General features: G+C 73.8%; 15 protein-coding genes. 3 read left to right on the forward strand and 12 right to left on the reverse strand.

The window, feature by feature from the left end; genetic code table 11:
* Positions 1-89: 89 nt before the first annotated feature.
* Together ACFFF6_RS15760 and ACFFF6_RS15765 are read left to right on the forward strand one after the other, a co-directional pair.
* On the forward strand, positions 90-698 hold the full coding sequence (locus ACFFF6_RS15760) for a DUF3000 domain-containing protein (protein WP_376982441.1): 609 nt from the start codon (positions 90-92) through the stop codon (positions 696-698).
* The gene (locus ACFFF6_RS15765; protein ID WP_376982443.1) at positions 695-1,918 is read left to right on the forward strand and encodes an HRDC domain-containing protein; all 1,224 of its coding nucleotides are present in this window, start codon (positions 695-697) and stop codon (positions 1,916-1,918) included. Before ACFFF6_RS15760 ends, ACFFF6_RS15765 begins: the two co-directional genes overlap by 4 nt.
* A 27-nt stretch (positions 1,919-1,945) precedes the next feature.
* On the opposite strand, the gene ACFFF6_RS15770 is transcribed toward ACFFF6_RS15765, so the two are convergent.
* The 12 genes from ACFFF6_RS15770 to ACFFF6_RS15825 all read right to left on the reverse strand — a co-directional run bounded on the left by ACFFF6_RS15770 (position 1,946) and on the right by ACFFF6_RS15825 (position 15,654).
* Positions 1,946-2,533 carry an NUDIX domain-containing protein gene (locus tag ACFFF6_RS15770; RefSeq protein WP_376982444.1) on the reverse strand — a complete coding sequence of 196 codons (588 nt, stop codon included), beginning with the start codon at positions 2,531-2,533 and terminating at the stop codon, positions 1,946-1,948.
* 4 nt (positions 2,534-2,537) lie between these two features.
* Positions 2,538-4,202 (reverse strand): CTP synthase, encoded by a 1,665-nt coding sequence (pyrG, locus tag ACFFF6_RS15775; protein ID WP_376982459.1) that lies wholly within the window; start codon positions 4,200-4,202, stop codon positions 2,538-2,540.
* A gap of 192 nt (positions 4,203-4,394) precedes the next feature.
* Positions 4,395-5,486, reverse strand: a complete 1,092-nt coding sequence (locus tag ACFFF6_RS15780) for a glycosyltransferase family 4 protein (RefSeq protein ID WP_376982445.1) — start codon at positions 5,484-5,486, stop codon at positions 4,395-4,397.
* Positions 5,483-7,162, reverse strand: coding sequence for a murein biosynthesis integral membrane protein MurJ (gene murJ, locus ACFFF6_RS15785; protein ID WP_376982446.1), 1,680 nt, complete (start codon positions 7,160-7,162; stop codon positions 5,483-5,485). The genes ACFFF6_RS15780 and murJ overlap by 4 nt, the downstream gene beginning before the upstream one ends.
* On the reverse strand, positions 7,159-7,953 hold the full coding sequence (locus tag ACFFF6_RS15790) for a hypothetical protein (RefSeq protein WP_376982447.1): 795 nt from the start codon (positions 7,951-7,953) through the stop codon (positions 7,159-7,161). Before ACFFF6_RS15790 ends, murJ begins: the two co-directional genes overlap by 4 nt.
* The gene (locus ACFFF6_RS15795) at positions 7,950-8,996 is read right to left on the reverse strand and encodes a copper transporter (protein WP_376982448.1); all 1,047 of its coding nucleotides are present in this window, start codon (positions 8,994-8,996) and stop codon (positions 7,950-7,952) included. Before ACFFF6_RS15795 ends, ACFFF6_RS15790 begins: the two co-directional genes overlap by 4 nt.
* 12 nt (positions 8,997-9,008) lie before the next feature.
* Positions 9,009-10,190 carry a putative cytokinetic ring protein SteA gene (gene steA, locus ACFFF6_RS15800; protein WP_376982449.1) on the reverse strand — a complete coding sequence of 394 codons (1,182 nt, stop codon included), beginning with the start codon at positions 10,188-10,190 and terminating at the stop codon, positions 9,009-9,011.
* On the reverse strand, positions 10,187-11,893 hold the full coding sequence (recN, locus tag ACFFF6_RS15805) for a DNA repair protein RecN (RefSeq protein ID WP_376982450.1): 1,707 nt from the start codon (positions 11,891-11,893) through the stop codon (positions 10,187-10,189). Before recN ends, steA begins: the two co-directional genes overlap by 4 nt.
* Positions 11,894-11,907: 14 nt before the next feature.
* Entirely contained in the window at positions 11,908-12,852 is a 945-nt protein-coding gene (locus ACFFF6_RS15810; protein ID WP_376982451.1) for an NAD kinase, read from the reverse strand.
* Positions 12,849-13,694 carry a TlyA family RNA methyltransferase gene (locus ACFFF6_RS15815; RefSeq protein ID WP_376982452.1) on the reverse strand — a complete coding sequence of 282 codons (846 nt, stop codon included), beginning with the start codon at positions 13,692-13,694 and terminating at the stop codon, positions 12,849-12,851. Before ACFFF6_RS15815 ends, ACFFF6_RS15810 begins: the two co-directional genes overlap by 4 nt.
* On the reverse strand, positions 13,691-14,731 hold the full coding sequence (locus tag ACFFF6_RS15820; RefSeq protein WP_376982453.1) for an HAD-IIA family hydrolase: 1,041 nt from the start codon (positions 14,729-14,731) through the stop codon (positions 13,691-13,693). Before ACFFF6_RS15820 ends, ACFFF6_RS15815 begins: the two co-directional genes overlap by 4 nt.
* Positions 14,728-15,654, reverse strand: a complete 927-nt coding sequence (locus tag ACFFF6_RS15825) for a tetratricopeptide repeat protein (protein ID WP_376982454.1) — start codon at positions 15,652-15,654, stop codon at positions 14,728-14,730. Before ACFFF6_RS15825 ends, ACFFF6_RS15820 begins: the two co-directional genes overlap by 4 nt.
* On the opposite strand from ACFFF6_RS15825, the gene ACFFF6_RS15830 reads away from it, so the two are divergent.
* The gene (locus tag ACFFF6_RS15830; protein WP_376982455.1) at positions 15,604-16,740 is read left to right on the forward strand and encodes a hypothetical protein; all 1,137 of its coding nucleotides are present in this window, start codon (positions 15,604-15,606) and stop codon (positions 16,738-16,740) included. The genes ACFFF6_RS15825 and ACFFF6_RS15830 overlap by 51 nt on opposite strands.
* The last annotated feature ends 947 nt before the right edge of the window (positions 16,741-17,687 follow it).

Below are 17,687 nucleotides of genomic sequence, written 5' to 3' on the forward strand. Positions count from 1 at the left end.
GGCGCGCCGGGCGCGGCGAGTCCTGGGCCACAGGTCCGCCTCCGGCGCGCCTGCCGGGGCGCGCAGCCGGGCGGCGATAGCCTCGCCGCGTGTCCGTGCATCGATTCCGCGCCGGCGACGAGTCCTTCCGGGCCTCGATCGCCGCCATGCAGGGTGCCAGGCTCCGCCCGGAGCTGCACTGGGAGGAGATCCCTGCCCCCTCGCGCATGGCCCCCCACGCCTGGGCGGCGACCGGGGAGGTCGTCCTGCACGGCGAGGAGCTGGCTGCGGGCCGCATCGTCGTCCTCCACGACCCGGCCGGACAGGATGCCTGGAAGGGCACCTACCGCATGGTCGTGCTCGTGCAGGCGCAGCTCGAACCCGAGTTCGCGATCGAGTCGATGCTCGGGGACGTCGCCTGGAGCTGGGTGACCGAGTCCCTCGAGCTGCATGACGCGGGAGCGCTCGAGCTGGGCTGCACCGCCACCCGGGTGGTCTCCCAGTCCTACGGGGCGCTCGCCGAGCGTCCCTCGACCGTCGATGTCGAGATGCGCGTGTCCTGGACCCCCGCCGGGGAGGATCTGGGGCCGCACCTCGCCGCCTGGGCCGCGATGCTGGCCGCGGCCGGAGGTCTCCCTCCGGCGCCGCCGGAGGTCGCCGCCCTGCGCACCACGCACCGCGCGAGCGCACCGCGCCAGGATGGAGCAGACCCCCTGTGACCGCAGCAGAAGCCCCCGAGCGCGGGCACCGCCGGCTGAGCGAGCCCCGGGACGGGCTCACCCCGGTGATCGACCGCATCCAGCCCCTGCTGAGCTGGTGCGAGGCGGCCGCGGCCGCCTCCGAGGAGCCGGTCGCCGTCGATGTGGAGCGTGCCTCGAGCTACCGCTACAGCGCCCGGGCCTACCTGATCCAGCTGCGCACCGCGAGCGCGGGCACGGCGCTGATCGATCCGGTCGCCTTCACGATCCCCGAGACGCTGCGGCGCACCCTGCAGGGCCGTGAATGGATCCTGCACGCCGCGACGCAGGACCTGCCGAGCCTCGCGGAGCTGGATCTGCGCCCGGATGTCCTGTTCGACACCGAGCTCGCCGCCCGCCTGCTGGGGATGGAGCGGGTGAGCCTCGGCGCGGTCGTCGAGGACACGCAGGGCCTCGTGCTCGCCAAGGAGCATTCGGCCGCGGACTGGTCGCGCAGGCCGCTGCCTGCGAGCTGGCTGACCTACGCCGCCCTCGATGTCGAGGTCCTCGTCGAGGTCCGCGATGTGCTCGCGAGGCGGCTGGCCGCGGAGGGCAAGACCCGCTGGGCGCGCGAGGAGTTCGAGCACCTGCGCACCCGAACGCTCCCCGCTCGTCCGGCGGAGCCGTGGCGTGCGATGCGAGGCGTCGGGGTGCTGCGCAGTACCCGGCAGATGGCCGCGGCCCGGGCCATGTGGGAGCGCCGCGACCAGATCGCGCGGCACGAGGACCTCTCGCCGCACCTCGTGATCAAGGACCGCGCGATCGTGGCGGCGGCGAAGGCGGCTCCCCAGGGCAAGGCGGCCTTCGACGCGGCGCTGCCCGCGCAGCTGCGCAAGAAGGACATCTGGTGGAAGGCGGCCCGCTCCGGCGTGGAGCTGCCGGCCAGCCATCTCCCGGCGCGGGCGGAACCCTCGGACCCCCCGGCGCACAAGCTGTGGGCCAAGAAGTTCCCGGAGGTGTGGGAGCGATATCTGCCGCTGCGCGAGATCGTCGGCGAGCAGGCCGAGGAGCTGCATCTGCCCACGGAGAACCTGCTGACCCCGGGAGTGCTGCGCACCTGGGTGTGGCAGCATCCCGAGTCGGCGGATCCCGCGCGCCTCGCCGCGGAGGGGCCCGAGCGCATCGCCGAGCAGCTGCGGGACCTGGGAGCCCGTCCGTGGCAGGCGGAGATCGTCGGAGAGGTCCTCGCCCGCCGGGCCTGAGTCTGCGGACCGGGATCGGCCGCGGGCTCAGCCGCGGCGGGCGCGGGCTGCGAGGATCGCCGCGACGGCGGTGGCGTTGGTGATCTCTCCCGCCAGAGCGGCCGCGGCCGCCTCATCCAGCGGCACCCAGCGGGTGAGGATCTCGGCCTCCTCGTCCGTGCGGACGTAGGCGTCGTCCTCGAGCACGGCGAGCTGCATGGCCAGGAACACGTGGATGACCTCGTCGGACCCGCCGGGGCTGGGCCGCAGGGTCAGCAGCGGGGTCAGCGATCCCGCGGTGCGTCCGGTCTCCTCCGCGAGCTCACGGGCGGCCGCGAGGGACGGCTCCTCCCCCGCGACGTCGAGCAGCCCCGCCGGGATCTCCCACAGCTGTGCCCCGGCCGGATGCCGGTACTGGCGGATCAGGAGCACGTGGTCGATCCCCTCGCGCTCCTCGAGGGCCAGGACCGCGACCGCGCCGCAGTGACGCATGTACTCGCGCACGAAGCGGACCTCGGGCGTGAAGTCGACGCTCTCGCGCACCACGTCGAAGATGGCACCGTCGAACACGGTCGAGGACGCGGCGACGGGCCGCCGCCCCGGCTCGTCCCGCAGCACCTGCGCGTCCCGGGCCATCGGCTCAGGCCTCCGGGTCCGCCGGCGGGACCTCCGCGCCGGCGACCTCGAGCAGCCGCGTCGCCTTCTGCGCCTCGAGCGCCGCCCCGATGAGCCCCGCGAACAGCGGATGCGAACGGGTGGGGCGGGACTTGAGCTCGGGATGGGCCTGGGTGCCGATGTAGTACGGGTGCACCTCGGTGGGCAGCTCGACGAACTCGACGAGGCTGCGGTCCGCCGACACGCCGGAGATGACCAGTCCGGCCTCCTCGAGCTGCGTCCGGTAGGCGTTGTTGACCTCGTAGCGGTGCCGGTGACGCTCCGCGACGAGGGTTCCGCCGTAGATCTCCGCGGCGAGGCTGCCGGCCTCGAGCTGGTGGTCGTAGGAGCCCAGGCGCATGGTGCCGCCCATGTCGCCGGAGCCGGCGACGATGCTCTCCTGCTCCGCCATGGTCGCGATCACCGGATGCGCGGTCCCGGGCTCGAACTCGGTGGAGCTCGCATCGGCCAGGCCCAGCACGTCCCGGGCGTACTCGATGACCATCGACTGCATGCCCAGGCAGATGCCGAGGGTCGGGATGCCCTTCTCGCGGGTGTACCGCAGGGCGCCGATCTTCCCGTCCAGACCCCGGATCCCGAAGCCGCCGGGGACGACGATCGCGTCGACGTCGCGCAGCGCCGCATGGGCTCCCTCCGGAGTCGCGCAGTCGTCCGCGGGGATCCAGCGGATGTTCACGCGCGTGGCGTGGTGGAAGCCGCCGGCGCGCAGCGCCTCCGTGACGGAGAGGTACGCGTCGGGCAGGTCGATGTACTTGCCCACGAGGCCCACGGTGACCTCGTACTCGGGATGGTGCACCCGCTGGAGCAGGGAGTCCCACAGGGTCCAGTCGACATCGTGGCTCAGCAGGTCCAGGCGACGGATCGCATAGGCGTCCAGGCCCTCGGCGTGCAGGACGTGCGGGATGTCGTAGATCGAGGGCGCATCGGGGCAGACGACGACGGCGTCGAGGTCGACGTCGCACATCGAGGAGATCTTCTGCTTCGTCGAGGCCGGCAGCTCGCGATCGGCGCGCAGCACGATCGCGTCGGGCTGGATGCCGATGCTGCGCAGCGCCGCCACCGAGTGCTGGGTCGGCTTGGTCTTGAGCTCCTGCGAGGGGCCGATGAACGGGACCAGCGACACGTGGATGAAGAACACGTTGTCGCGCCCCACATCCTGCCGGACCTGGCGCGCCGCCTCGAGGAAGGGCTGGGACTCGATGTCGCCGACGGTCCCGCCGATCTCCGTGATGATCACGTCCACGCCCTCACCGGCCTGAGAGCGCATCCGCTCCTTGATCTCCCCGGTGATGTGCGGGATGACCTGGACGGTGTCGCCGAGGTACTCGCCGCGGCGCTCCTTCGCGATCACGTGGGAGTAGACCTGGCCGGTGGTCACGTTCGCGTGCGCGGAGAGGTTCTCGTCCAGGAAGCGCTCGTAGTGGCCGATGTCGAGGTCGGTCTCCGCGCCGTCCTCGGTCACGAAGACCTCGCCGTGCTGGAAGGGGTTCATCGTGCCGGGGTCCACGTTGAGGTACGGGTCCAGCTTCTGCATCGTGACGGAGAGGCCGCGGCTGCGCAGGAGCATGCCGAGCGAGGACGCGGTCAGCCCCTTGCCCAGGCTCGAGACCACTCCGCCGGTGACGAAGATGTGCTTGGTGGTGCCGGGGTTGCGGAACGGCTTGGTTCCGGGGCCTTGTGCCGCCGCGAGAGGCTGCGGGGCGCGGGCGGGACGGGGGGACTTCGCGTTGCTGTCTGCCACGGATTCTCAACCTACCATCGCGTCGGGGGCCGCGAACAGGACACGCCGCCGCGGACGGGACGCGTCACGGTGCATCATCTCTCATGCCTCGCCGCTCGCCGGGTCCGGGTCGCCGCATCGGCGCGGGTCCAGGACGTCCAGGAGCTGGGCGGTCATCTCCGCGGAGCCCGGCAGCGCGGCGGCGCGGCGCAGGGAGCGCCCTGCCGCCTCCGCGCGGACGGCCGGATCGCACATGCCGGCGATCGCAGCGGCCAGGGCCTCCGGATCCGAGGGCGGCACGAGCACGGCGGCGTCGCCGGTGACGAGCGCGGTGCCGCCCGCGTCGGTGGCCACGAGGGGGCGCCCTGCGCGCAGCGCCTCCTGGAGGAACACGGGCTGGCCCTCCCAGCGGGCGGCGGAGACCACGAGGTCCGCGCCGGCCAGCAGCCCGGGGACGTCCTGGCGGCGGCCCAGGAGCGTCACCGGCAGCCCGTCCTCGCGGATCCGGGTTCGCAGCGCCGCCTCCTCGGGCCCGTCGCCGGCGATCCGGACGTCGAGCGGGACGCCGTCCTCCCGGAGCCGTGCGACCGCGTCGAGGAGCACGTCGAGCCCCTTCTGCGGGGCCAGTCGGGCGACGACGAGCACGGACAGCGGGGCTCCGGGCTCCCCGGCAGGAGCAGGGCCGCTCGCGGGCACGAGCGCCCCCGGGCGGGGGGCGGGGACCACGGCACGGAGGATCCGGGGAACCCCGGCCAGGCGCGTGCCCAGGTCCGGGGAGACGAGCAGCACGGCATCGGCGCGCGCCCGGATGATCCGCTCCAGGATCCTGCCGATCCGCTGCACCGCCCTTCCGCCCGCGATCCGGTTGTGGAGGGTGACGACCAGACGCGGAGCACGTCCGCGCGGGCCCCGGGCGAGGCCCGCGAGGGCGGCGGCGCGCAGGCCGTGGGCATGCACCGCATCGATCGGCGCCGACGGGTCCCGCAGCAGGCGGCGCAGCGCGCACAGGGTGCGGAGGTCCCGGGGGCCGGGGCGCGAGGGGATCGCGACATCGGCCCGGCGCACCTCCGCTCCCGCCGCGCGGAGCAGCTCCTCCTCCATGCGCACATGCGCGGCGAGGCCCCCGGTCGCGGTCGGCTCGACCAGCAGAATCCGCAGCGCCGACGCGCCCTTCCCTGCCGCGCTGCCCGTCACGCCCGCGCTCCCGGCAGCAGGGCGGCGAGACGGCGTCGCGCCCCGCGCAGGGCGCTGCGCGCCTGGGAGGGCGAGCTCGCGGCGAGGACTCCGCCGGACAGGATCGCGGCGACCGATCCCGAGAGGACGCCGATCAGCACGATGAGCGGCAGGCCCAGCCCGGCCTGCAGCAGCAGGATGCTCACGAGGTATCCCGGGACCGCGCCGCCGAGGAGGGCGAGCGGCGCCACCAGGACGATCCGGCGCAGCGCCTTCTGCTGGCCGCTGGCCTCGATGAGCTCGCCGATCCGGGAGATCCCGATGATGCCCGCGCAGAGCATGCCGATCGCGATCGAGAAGCCGAATCCGGTCGAGGCCTCCGCCGCACGTCGGGTGGGCGAGGACAGGGCGAGCAGGAGGACGAGCACCGCGGCGATCACCCATCCGATCGATCCGACCAGCAGGGCGTCGCGCGCCCGGACGGCCGCGGACAGGATACGGGTGCACTGCATGGTCACCGCGTAGCCGACCAGGCCCAGGCCGAGGGCCGCGACCGTCGCCCCGACGCCGGCCGCTCCCGCCCGGTCGAGCTGCTGGAAGAAGACCTCGATCGCGGGGGCCGCGGCGATCAGCACCGCGGCGCCGACGATCGCGACCCCGGCGACGATCCTCACCGCGGAGGTCGCGCTGCGGGCGAACCCCCAGGTGTCCCCGGTCAGACGCTGCTCGGACAGATGCGGGAAGCTCGCAGTCATGAGCGGCACGACGAGCACCGCGAAGGGGAGCATGAACACGGCGTAGCCGTACTGGAACACGACGAGGGTCCCGGTGCCTCCCGCGCGCATCGACAGCAGCAGGATCAGCGCGAGGGCGAGCTGCTGGGCCCCGACCGCACCGAGGCCGGAGACGGCGAGCGCGAGGGCGGTGCGGGCGGTGCCGGTCGGCATGCGGAGCGTGGGCCGCAGTCGCAGCCCGGCCCGGTGGGCGACGATCACGACCGGCAGCGCCATGGCGAGCACCCCGGCGGTCGTGCCCCACCCCAGCAGCTGCGTGCCGACCGGGCCGACGGTCGCGGCGGACACGACGCCGGGGACGACGAGCGCGTAGACCCGGTACGCCGCCATGACCACGACCGAGGACAGCAGGGGCAGCAGGGCGGGCCAGAAGAAGCGACGGCGCGCCTGCAGGTACGCGCCGAGGATCACCGCGATCCCGTACAGGGGCAGCTGGACGGCGAAGATCCGCAGCAGCTGCCCGCCGAGCACGATCATCGGCTCGCTGCCCTCGCCGCCGGCGAGCAGGATCCGGGCGATCGGCTCGGCGAAGCGCACCAGGACGAGGGTCAGCGGCAGCATGAGCAGCAGGGTCCAGCACAGCAGCGCGGAGATGATCTGATCGGCGGTGCGCTCGCCCTCGGCGCGGTCCCCGCCGCGGGTGCGCTCGCCCTGCTCCGGGACGAGGCCTGCCACGAGAGGCACGACCACGGCGGCGAGCGCCCCTCCGGCGACCACCTCGAACAGCACGTTCGGGAGCTGGTTGGCGCTCGCGTAGGCGGTGCCGACCTCGCCGGCCCCGACGCTCGCGCCGAAGACGAGGCTGCGCACGAAGCCGGCGATGCGCGCGAGGACGGTGACCACGAGGACCACACCGGCGCCGCGCAGCAGGGTCCCGCCGACGGTGCCTCCCGGAGCGCTCACGGGGCGCTCACGTCCGCCGGCGGGAGCGGGCGCCGCCCGAGCCCGTCGAGGCGCCGCAGCAGGGGCTGGGACTCGATGACGCGGGAGAAGCTGATCCGCTCGCTCGCGAGGGTGAGACCGGCGACGACGCCCAGGGTCCCGAACCGGGCCGGGACGGGCAGCGCCTGCGCCGCGGAGGCCCCGAGCAGGGCGCCGAGCGTGTTCGCCCCGGCGTCGCCGAGCATGCCGCGCTCGCGCAGGTCCGCGGGGAGCGCTGCGAGGCCGGTGAGGAGCGCGGCCCCGGCGAGCGTCCTCCGGGCATCCCCTGCCTCCCCCGCGCGCGGGCCGATCAGCACCAGCGCCCCCGCCAGCGGCAGCACCGCCTTCAGCGCGCGTCCGGGACGCAGGTCCAGGAGGTTGACGAGGTTGGCGCTGCCGGCCACCAGGGCGCCGTCCAGCAGCCGCATCCCCACCGGGCCCGGGCCCGACCGGGTCCCGGCCAGAGCGATCACGGGGATGCCGAAGGCCTTGAGGGCGCCGGTGGTGATCTCCCCCGCGGCGAGGGCGCGCAGATGTCCGCGCAGCCCCTTGGCCGCGGCGCCGCCCTCGCGGCGACGGTGCGGCTCGACGAGGTCGTCGACCAGACCGAGGGCTCCGATCCCGCCGATCATGAGCGCCTCGCGGCGATGCCCCGCCACGACCAGCAGCAGGGTCGAGCCCGCGACGACCGCAGCGCCCTCGACGAGGCTGACGCGGCGTCCGGCGAAGTTGCGGCGTGCGAGCTCCTCGCGCACCCGATGCAGCACGCTCATCCCTCGCCCCCGTCGGAGGGCTCGGGCGCCGTGCCTGCTCCCCCGGCATCGGCGCTCTGCCCGGGGAGGGGTGCGGCGCGGTCGACCTCGGGCAGACGCGAGTCGGCGTCGGAGGCGGTGCCGTAGTCGCCCACGCCGCCGCGCAGCTGCTCGGCGAGGGCGAGGACCGCCAGGACAGGACCATCGGCCTGCGTGAGCCGGTCGGTCGTGGACAGGCTGCGGAAGCGGGAGTCGGTGCGGACGGTCGAGAGGATGCCGTCGCTGCTGGTGTCCGCGGTGGTGACGGCGGAGACGACGGTCGGCGTGTCCGCGGCGACCAGGCCCAGCAGGAGGCTGGTCTGCATGGTCAGCAGCGACTGGGCCCGCTTCCCGGCGGTCTCCGCGTCCTCGGTGTCCACCGCGAGCGCCGCAGGCTCGGCGCCCAGGTAGGCGACGGCGTCGATCCGGGCGGGGTCGCCGTCCAGGGCGATGAGCTGACTGCTGCGCAGCGCCTCCCAGGCCTCCGCACGGGTCTGCGCATCGGGGCCGTCCTCCTCGGCGTCGCCGGACAGGAGCCCGGCGATGGTCCCGCCGAGCACGGCGATGTCGTCCTCTCCCTCGGCCAGGAGGGCGGGGTCGATGCCGCGCAGCTGTGCGAGGGCGTCGCTGCGCTGCTCCGCGCCGTCGGGGGACCACAGGGCCGACTGCAGGCTGATGCGGGGCCCGACCTGGCCGCCGGCGGCGAGGATGTCCGCCTCGACGGCGTCGACCTGGCTGCGGGTCGAGTCCTCCTCGGTGACCAGGGCGATGGTGGTGCCCTCGAGGGTGGCGTCCAGCAGCTGCGGGGCGCTGGCCTGGATGTACCCGGCGAGCTGGTCGTTCTCCACGGTCATCGCATCGTTCGCGGTCCGCATCTCCTCCTTCTCCGTGCGCAGCTGCTCGACCTGGTCGGACAGCTGGTCGCCGAGGCTGTCGCGCAGCGGGCCCGCGCCGAGCACGATGCCGATCGCGAGCGCGATGAACACCGAGATCAGCGAGACCAGGTGGTAGCGGAAATCGATCACGTGCAGTGCCTCCTACGAGCTGCCGGGCCGCGGTGCGAAGAGCGCCGTGAACCCCGACAGCATGTCATCCATGCGGGCGCCCAGCAGCTGGAACAGGGTCTGCCCGCCGGGGGTCGCCCAGAGCGCCGCGGCCAGCGCGAGCACCCCGGCCACGGCGAGCAGCGCGAGCTGCTGGGTGGAGATCCGCTGACGGTACAGCCGCGAGACCCCCTTGGCGTCCACGAGCTTCGATCCGATCCGCAGCCGGGTGAGGAACGTCGATCCCATCCCGGCGCGCCCCTTGTCCAGGAACTCCTCGAGGGTGCCGTGGGTTCCCACCGCCACGATCACGCTCGCGCCCTTCTCATCGGCCAGCAGCATCGCGATGTCCTCGCTCGTGCCGTAGGCGGGGAAGGCGATGGCGCGCCGGTCCAGGCCCAGCTGCGCGAGGCGCTCCATGCCGGGGGCACGACCGTCGCGGTAGGCGTGGACGATGAGCTCGGCGCCGCACCGCAGCGTCGTGTCGGAGACCGAGTCCATGTCCCCGATGATGATGTCGGGCCGCCATCCGGCCTCGATGACGGCATCGGCGCCGCCGTCGACGCCGATGATCACGGGTCGGTTCTCTCGCAGGAACGGGCGAAGGGTGACGAGGTCCTCCTTGTAGTGATAGCCGCGCACCACGATGAGGACCGGGCGGTCGTCGATGTCCGTGCGGATCTCCGGCGCTCCCACGCCGTCCAGCAGCAGGTCCCGCTCCTTGAGCATGTACTCCATGGTGTTCTCGGCGAACAGCTCGAGCTGGCGCGACAGCCCCTCGCGCGCGACCTCGAGGTTGTGCTCGATGCTGCGATGATCCTGCAGCATGCCGTCGAGGGAGCCGGCGCCCTCGACCTCCACGGTGCCCCCGTGCAGGGTCAGACGGGCGCCCTCGCGGATGACGGCGAACAGCTCCGGCCCCAGGGAGTCGATGAGGATGACGCCCGCGTCCACGAGGATCTGGGGGCCGGCGTTGGGGTATCTGCCGGAGGTGGACGCGGCGGCGTTCAGCACCGCGAGCGGAGACCGCTCCACGAGCGCCTCGGCGGCGACCCGGTCGATGTCCTCGTGGTCGATGACGGCGATGTCGCCGGGTTCGAGGCGGGCGGTGAGCTCCTTGGTGCGCCGACCCAGCCGGGCCGGACCGTGGACGGCCGTCTGCTCAGGGCTGCTCATCCGGCCACCGTGGCCTGCGACTGGTCCAGCAGCTCGGCCGCGTGCTCGCGGGCCGTGCGGGAGCCGTCGTCCCCGGCGAGCATGCGGGCGAGTTCGCGGATCCGGCCGTCGCGGTCGAGCGATTCGACGGTCGAGCTGGTGCGCTCCTCCCCCGCGGTCTTCACGATCTGCAGGTGCGTGGTCGCGTGCGCCGCGACCTGCGGCAGATGGGTGACGACGATGACCTGGGCATGGCGGGCGAGCTGGGCCAGACGCTGCCCGACGGCGAGCGCGGCCCTCCCGCCGATCCCGGCGTCGATCTCGTCGAAGACGAAGACGGGGGCGGCGCTGCGGTCCTCGCGGGAGGAGGCGAGCGCGACCTCGAGGGCGAGCATGACCCGGGAGAGCTCGCCGCCGGAGGCGGAGGTCGCCACGGGCAGGTGCTCGGCCCCGGGATGCGGGGCGATGAGGATCGCGACGGCGTCCCGGCCGTGCTCGCGGGGAGCATGCTCGGTGACGTCGACGCGGATCGAGGCCTGCGGCATCTCGAGCTCCCGCAGCTCCTCCTCGACGGCGTCCGCGAGCCGGCCCGCGGCCTCGCGACGGGCCGCGGTGAGGGCAGCGGCGGCCTCGTCGAGGCGGGATTCGAGGGCGTCGAGCCGCTCCTGCACCTCGTCGTGCCGCTCCTGGGCGCCGTCGTAGCGGTCGAGGTCGGCGGCCGCGCGCGCGGACACCTCGAGCAGGCTCGTCATGTCCACGGCGCCGGGCAGCGCGGCCCCGGTGTCGCGCAGCAGCAGGGTCAGCTCGTGCAAGCGCTCGTTCGCGGCGTCGAGCCGCCCGGGAGAGGCGTCGATGTCATCGGCGTAGCGGGACAGGTCCGCGGCGATGTCGGAGATGTCCAGCCGGGTGGATTCGAGGCGCTCGGCGAGCGGGGCGAGGGCGGCGTCCGTGCGCGCGGCCGCCGTCACCGATCCCGCGGCGAGGTCGATGAGGGAGGCGGCCGAGGGGCCGTCGTCCCCGACCAGGGCGAGGGAGGACTGCTGGGCGGCGCCGCGCAGCTCGACCGCATGGCCGAGCCGTTCGAGCTCGGCGCGCAGCTCCTCGTCCTCGCCGGGCTGCGGATCGACCGCCTCGATCTGCTCGAGAGCGCTGCGCAGCAGCTCGCCGCGGCGGGTCCGCTCCTGCAGCAGCTGGGCGAGCTCGTCGCGCTGGGCGACGAGGGCGCGCCGCTCCTCCCACAGCTCCCGATGTGCGCGCAGGGGCCCGCCGATGCTGCTGATCGCGAAGGTGTCCAGCGCCTCCCGCTGCGGATCAGGACCGCGCAGGCGCTGCTGATCCATCTGTCCGTGGACGGTCACGGCGGAGCCCACGAGGCCCGCGAGCGTGCCGATGGGGACGGGCACCCCGCCGATGTGGGCGCGGGAGCGGCCGTCCTTGGTCACGCGCCGGGAGATGAGGACCTCCTCGTCCTCGACCTCGGCGCCGAGCTCGTCGATGCCGGCGGCGAGCGTCGTGTGCCCGGCGATGGCGATGACGCCGTCGACGGAGCTCGCCGTCCCCGCGCGTCCGCGGTCCAGCCGGTTGCCCAGCAGCATCGACAGCCCGGTGACGATCATGGTCTTCCCGGCGCCGGTCTCGCCGGTCAGGGCGGTGAAGCCGGGCCCGAACTCGAGGGTCGCGTCGTCGATCACGCCGATATGACGGATCCGCAGGGTGGACAGCATGGATCTCGTCCTCCTCAGACGGCGCGGCCGTCGCGCCCCCGCCAGCCGACGACGGGGAGCTGGAACTTCTCCACGAGGCGATCGGCGAAGGGGGTGGGCGAGAGCCGCACCAGGCGCACGGAGCGGGGGGACAGCCGGGCCTCGATGCGCATGCCGGGCTCGACGGTCTGGGTGCGCCGCCCGTCGAGGGTGAGGACGGCGTCCACGGGGTTGTCCATCGCCATCTCGACGGCGGCCTCGCTCGAGCGGCCCAGCACGAGGGGGCGGGCGAAGAGGGCGTGCGCGGCCAGAGGCACGAGGAGGAAGGAGTCGACCTCGGGCCAGATGATCGGGCCTCCGGCGCTGAAGGCGTAGGCGGTCGAGCCGGTGGAGGTGGACAGCAGCAGCCCGTCGCAGCCGAAGGAGGACACAGGGCGACCGTCGATCTCGACGACGACGTAGATCATCTTCTGCCGGTCGGCCTTCTCGAGGGAGGCCTCGTTCAGCGCCCAGTGCTGCGCGACCACGACGTCGTCGCGGTCCCGGACGGTGACGTCGAGGGTGGACCTCTCCTCGATCTCGTACTCCCGGTCCAGGAGGCGGTCGATCGTGGTGGACAGGTCCTCGACCTCGCTCTCGGCGAGGAAGCCGACGTGGCCGAGGTTCACGCCGTGGACGGGGACGTCATCGGGTCGCACCGCCTCGAGAGCGCGCAGGATCGTCCCGTCGCCGCCGAGGACGATGCACAGCTCCACGCCGACGCTCGCGTGGGCGACGTCCCGCACCTCGACGCCGTCGCCGCGCACGAGCTGGTCCAGGCCCGCCGGGAGGTGGCCCTCGGCATCGGCGCAGACCTCGTCGACCTGGTCGTCGATCATGACCGCGCCGACGCCGCGCTCGGCCATGTGCCGCAGCACGGAGCGCAGCGCCTGCAGCGCGGAGGCGCGCCCTGCGTGCGTGTACAGCAGGAAACGTCTCATCGGGTGCCTTCGCCTCCCTCGGATGTCGCCGGCGGCGCGAGCGACTCGCGCACCGCCTGGTCGATCATGTCATAGGCGACCTGGGTCGGCGGACCCGGCACGACGGCGGGCCGCAGGTGGAGGAAGTACTCCCGGTTGCCGTCCTGGCCCGGCAGGAGGCTGGGTCCGGCGCCGTGCACGACGAGCGCCGCCTCCGCCGCGGCATCGGCGACGCCCCGCAGCGCGCTGAGGCGGTCCTGCGGCGAGGTGACCACTCCGCTGCGGGGCAGGCGGTGCCGGCCGACCTCGAACTGGGGCTTGACCATGAGGAGGAGCTGCCCGTCGGCCCGGCACAGACCGGCGAGGTCACCGATCACGGTGCGCAGCGAGATGAAGGACAGGTCGGCGACCACCAGCTGCGCGGCGCCGCCGACGGCCTCCGGGCGCAGGCCGCGGATGCTGGTGCCGTCGTGCACCTGGACCCGCGGGTCCTGACGGAGGTGCGCGGCCAGCTGGTCGTGGCCGATGTCCACGGCCACGACGCGGCACGCACCGCGGCGCAGGAGGATGTCGGTGAACCCGCCGGTCGAGGCGCCCGCATCCAGGCAGCGCAGCCCCGCGGGGTCGACGCCGGAGCGTGCGAGGGCGCCCGCGAGCTTGTGCGCGGCCCGGGAGGCGTACTCGACGCCGTCGGGCACGTCGCGCACATCGATCCGTGCGCCCTCGGGAACCGGATGGGACGGCTTCGCGGCCGCGCGGCCGTCCACGAGCGCCCGGCCCTCCTCGATGATCCGGCGGGCATGGGTGCGCGAGCGGGCGTAGCCGTCCTCGTGCAGCGCGACATCGAGCCGACGCGTGCTCACGGGGCGGCCTGGTCCCCTGCCGGGGTCGGGATCTCGGGGAGCTCGCGGCCCTCGGCGTCGCGGAGCGCGCCGGTGAACGCCGCATCCGGCATGTGGTGGGTGATGAGCGCGAGGGCGGCCCGCAGGGAGCGGATGTCGCTGGCCTCCCCGCCCAGGTGGATGTCGCCGTCCTGGAGGGTGGCGCAGACCGCGCCGCAGCGGGCACGCTCTCCCTCGACGACGGGACGCACTGCCGGGCCGGTGAGCGCCGAGAGATCCCGCTCGATCCAGGTGGGGCGGCGGATCGGGTCGGCGCGCAGCGCGTTCATCCCGGAGTCGACGCCGGTGAGGACCATGAGGCTGTCCATGCCGGCGCGGTTGCCGCCTTCGATGTCGGTGTCGAGCCGGTCCCCCACGGCGAGCGGCCGGGAGGAACCCAGGCGCTGGGCGGCACCACGGAACATGCCGGGCTCGGGCTTGCCGGCGACCTGCGGGGCGAGGCCCGTGGCGTGACGGAGCACGGCGACCAGCGAGCCGTTCCCGGGGGCGATGCCCCGCTCGGTGGGCAGGGTCGCGTCGGTGTTGGTCGCCATCCATCGGGCGCCGCGACGCAGCGCGTAGCAGCCCTCCGCGAGCCTCCTCCAGTCCAGCGTCGGATCCCAGCCCTGGATGACGGCGACGACGTCCTCGGAGTCCTCTGCCACCGGGGACAGGCCGACCTCGCGGACCTCCGAGGCGAGGCTCTCCGCCCCCAGGACGAGCACGCGCGCGCCGGGGTCGAGCTGCTCCGCCAGCAGTCGCGCGGCGATCTGCGGGGAGGTCACGATCTCCTCGGCCGACGCCTCCACGCCGACGAGCCGCAGGTGATCCACGACCTGCTGGGGGGTGCGGGAGGCGTTGTTGGTGACGAACCCGATCCCGGCCCCGGCGGCGCGGGCGGCCAGGATGCCGCCCGCGGCGTGCTCGATCGGCCGTGCCCCGTGCATGACGGTGCCGTCCAGATCCAGCAGGAGGGCGTCGTAGAGGTCGAGGTAGCTGGGCTGGGGCCGGCGGATCACGCCTGCTCCTGCTCCGCCGCGAGCACGGAGGACGAGTCAGCGTCAGCGTCAGCGTCAGCGTCAGCGTCAGCGTCAGCGTCAGCGTCAGCGTCAGCGTCAGCGTCAGCGTCAGACGGATCGTCCCAGACCTCGGTGTCATCGGAGCTCGTCGGCGCCGCATGCTCCTCGACGTCCCAGGTGGCGTCGTCGTCGCCGGCTCCGTCCTCGTCCGCGGGGGGCTCCTGCTCCGACTCCGTCATCTCCTCGGGCATGCCCGCATCGGCGTCCTCGCCCGCCTCGCCGCCCGTGTCCTGGTCCTCGTCCGCGTACTCGTCGTACGCGTCCTCGACGTGCATCTCCTCGGCGTCGTACCAGGTCGGGTTCGGCTCGACGGCGGGGGCTGCGCGTCCCAGGCGCTCCGCGGCGTCGGTGAGGTGCTCGGTGTCGGCGTCGGCCGCGAGGGACAGCCACTTGCGGGCCTCGTCCGCGCGGCCGACCTTCTGCAGCAGATCGGAGTACGCGACCCACAGACGGACCTGCCACTTCCCATCGACCTTCTCCCGCAGAGCGGGGATCTCGAGGGATGCGAGCGCCGTCTCGACGTCGCCGGTGTCCGCGTAGGCGCCGGCCACGACGATCATCAGCTCGATGGTGCCCTGGTTGCCCAGCTTCTCCGCCTCGGGGAGCGCGGCGACGTCGAGGGCTCGCTCGGGCCGGCCGAGACCGCGTTCGGCGTCCGCGAGCATCGGGAGGAGCTCCGGGCTTCCGGTGATCCGCAGCGCCGTGCGCAGCTCGCGGACGGCCGTGGCGTAGTCGCCCGCCTGGTAGGCGATGACGCCGTAGGTCTCGCGCACGATGCCCACGCGGGCGCCCAGGCGCACCGCGAAACGGGCATGCGCCAGAGCGGCCGTCTGGTCCTCCTCGGCGGTGACGAGCGCACCCACGAGGTGGCGGGCAACGCGCTCGGCCTGGTCCTTGCTCAGGGCGCGCAGCTCCTGACGGTAGGAGTCATCCAGCTCGTCGCCGGTGATCCAGTCCGGCAGCTCGGGCTCGTCGCCGCGCTCGGCGCGACGCTCCTGTCCGGGCCGGCTGCTGCGATCGTCGGAACGGACGCGGCGGTCCTCGTCGCGGCCCCGGTAGGGGCGGCCGCTGCGGCTGCGCGGGTCGTCGCCGTGCCGCTCCTCGGCCGGGCGGCGCTCACGCCACTGCCGGTCGCCGCCGCGGCGGTCGTCCCGGTACCCGCGCCCGCGGTCATCCCGGCGATCATCTCGCCGGGCATCGTCACGCTGATGCCCGCGGTACGACGCCTCCTGGTGACCGGAGTCCCGACGCTCGCCGCGGTGCTCCCCCGAGCGCCTGTCGTCACGACGGTCATCCCGGCCCCGGTACCCGCCGCGCCGATCATCCCGATCCTGGTGGGCGCCCCGCCGGTCATCCCGATGCTGATAGCCGCCGCGGCGATCGTCCCGCCCCTGGTACCCGTCACGACGCTGGTGCTCGTCACGGCCCCGATACCCGCCACGACCCTCGTCGTGCTCCCGGTAGCCGCCGTGGCGATCATCGCGATGCTGATAGCCGCTCCGATCATCGCGACGCTGACGGTCGTCCCGCCCCTGGTATCCGCCTCCCCGCCGATCGTCGCGGCCCTGGTATCCGCCGGACCGGTCGTCGCGCTGCCGGTATCCGCCGCGCCGATCATCCCGACCCTGGCCGGCGCCCCGGCCACCATCGCGGTCCCGACGTGCGTCACGTCGCTCCTCCCGCTGCTGGTAGCCTCCGCGGCGATCCTCCGAGCCCGCTCGGGATCCTCCGAAGGAGGGGCGATCATCGCGTCCGCGATAGCCGTCGCGACGGTCGTCCTGCCGTGCGGATCCACCGTCGCGGTGCCCGTTCCAGCCGCGCCCCTCTGGCCGGCTCCGATCACCGGAACGGCGATCGTCGCGGTCCCCGTGAGGGCGGCGGTCGTCACGGCTCGCGTAACTCCGGCCCTGCTGCGACCGCTGGTCACGGCCTCGGCCGTCCGAAGATGATCCTGCGTCCCGAGCCGGCCGGTCCCAGGACGTGCGACGACGATCGCCATCGCGCTGCCGTTCCTCCCTGCCCCCGCGGTAGCCCTCCTGGCGGGAGCCGCCTCGGCGCTCGCCTCCACCGGAGCGCTCGCTGCGTGAGTCATCGGGCCGACCGTTCCCGCCGCCGTACGAACGCCGGTCGTCCCGGTTCTGCCGACCTCGGCCGGAGCCCTCGCCCCGACCACTGAAGCGTCGGTCGTCCGAACCGTTGCGTGCCCGGTCCTGCGACCCGTTCCGGTCTGCGCCGGCGTTCTCGTTCGCCACGTGTGCCACCCTGTTCAGCTGTAGTCCTAGATCAGCATCCAAAGTACGGGACGGGGTGGCCGATCCGTCCTCTTCTGGAACGAACCGTGACAGCACTCACCGGAGAAGCGATGCTCCCGATGCTGCGTGTCACAGGTGAGCCCGGCAGGGTGCACAGACCGCGGCTCACCTGCGGGAAGAGACGGTCGACAGCAGACAAGGGCACTCTCCGGAGAGGACCCCGGGTCCGCAGGCTCGTCCCCAGGGCGCGCCCTCCGCGGCGCTGGTGTGTCCGGTGCGGTGAAGTTCCGGCGAGCCGGGGCCAGGCCTCCGGAGAACGCCGCTGGGTCCGCCTGGGACAGCCAGGGCCAGGGAGCGGGTCCGGGCGGGTGTGCGCGGGGTGTGGTTCTCCGTCGTGGATGTCCGCCCAGGGGGCCTGTTCGGGAACCCGCCCGGGTTGTGCCCGGGGGGCGGTCGTCTTCGCCCGGGGTGGCGGGGTGTGTCCTGGAATGCAGGAGAGCGGGTGATGCTCCCGGAGGACCTCGACCAACCACCCCGAAACGGGTGGGTTGGGAGTTCTACTCCAGGAGCGTCACCCGCTCCACCAACCACAAGAATGTCCGGCGGCGTCCTACTCTCCCACACCCTCCCGAGTGCAGTACCAT

Origin of the sequence: Brachybacterium hainanense, from assembly GCF_042434575.1 — a bacterium.
In the GTDB taxonomy this organism is placed as follows: Bacteria; Actinomycetota; Actinomycetes; order Actinomycetales; family Dermabacteraceae; genus Brachybacterium; species Brachybacterium hainanense.

What these genes read in the sequence shown, in the direction of transcription:
- ACFFF6_RS15770 (WP_376982444.1), bottom strand. Translation starts at nt 2,533, where the DNA reads ATGGCCCGGGACGCGCAGGTGCTGCGGGACGAGCCGGGGCGGCGGCCC.
- ACFFF6_RS15790 (WP_376982447.1), bottom strand. Translation starts at nt 7,953, where the DNA reads ATGAGCGTGCTGCATCGGGTGCGCGAGGAGCTCGCACGCCGCAACTTC.
- steA (WP_376982449.1), bottom strand. Translation starts at nt 10,190, where the DNA reads ATGAGCAGCCCTGAGCAGACGGCCGTCCACGGTCCGGCCCGGCTGGGT.
- recN (WP_376982450.1), bottom strand. Translation starts at nt 11,893, where the DNA reads ATGCTGTCCACCCTGCGGATCCGTCATATCGGCGTGATCGACGACGCG.
- ACFFF6_RS15810 (WP_376982451.1), bottom strand. Translation starts at nt 12,852, where the DNA reads ATGAGACGTTTCCTGCTGTACACGCACGCAGGGCGCGCCTCCGCGCTG.
- ACFFF6_RS15830 (WP_376982455.1), top strand. Translation starts at nt 15,604, where the DNA reads ATGCGCCAGAGCGGCCGTCTGGTCCTCCTCGGCGGTGACGAGCGCACC.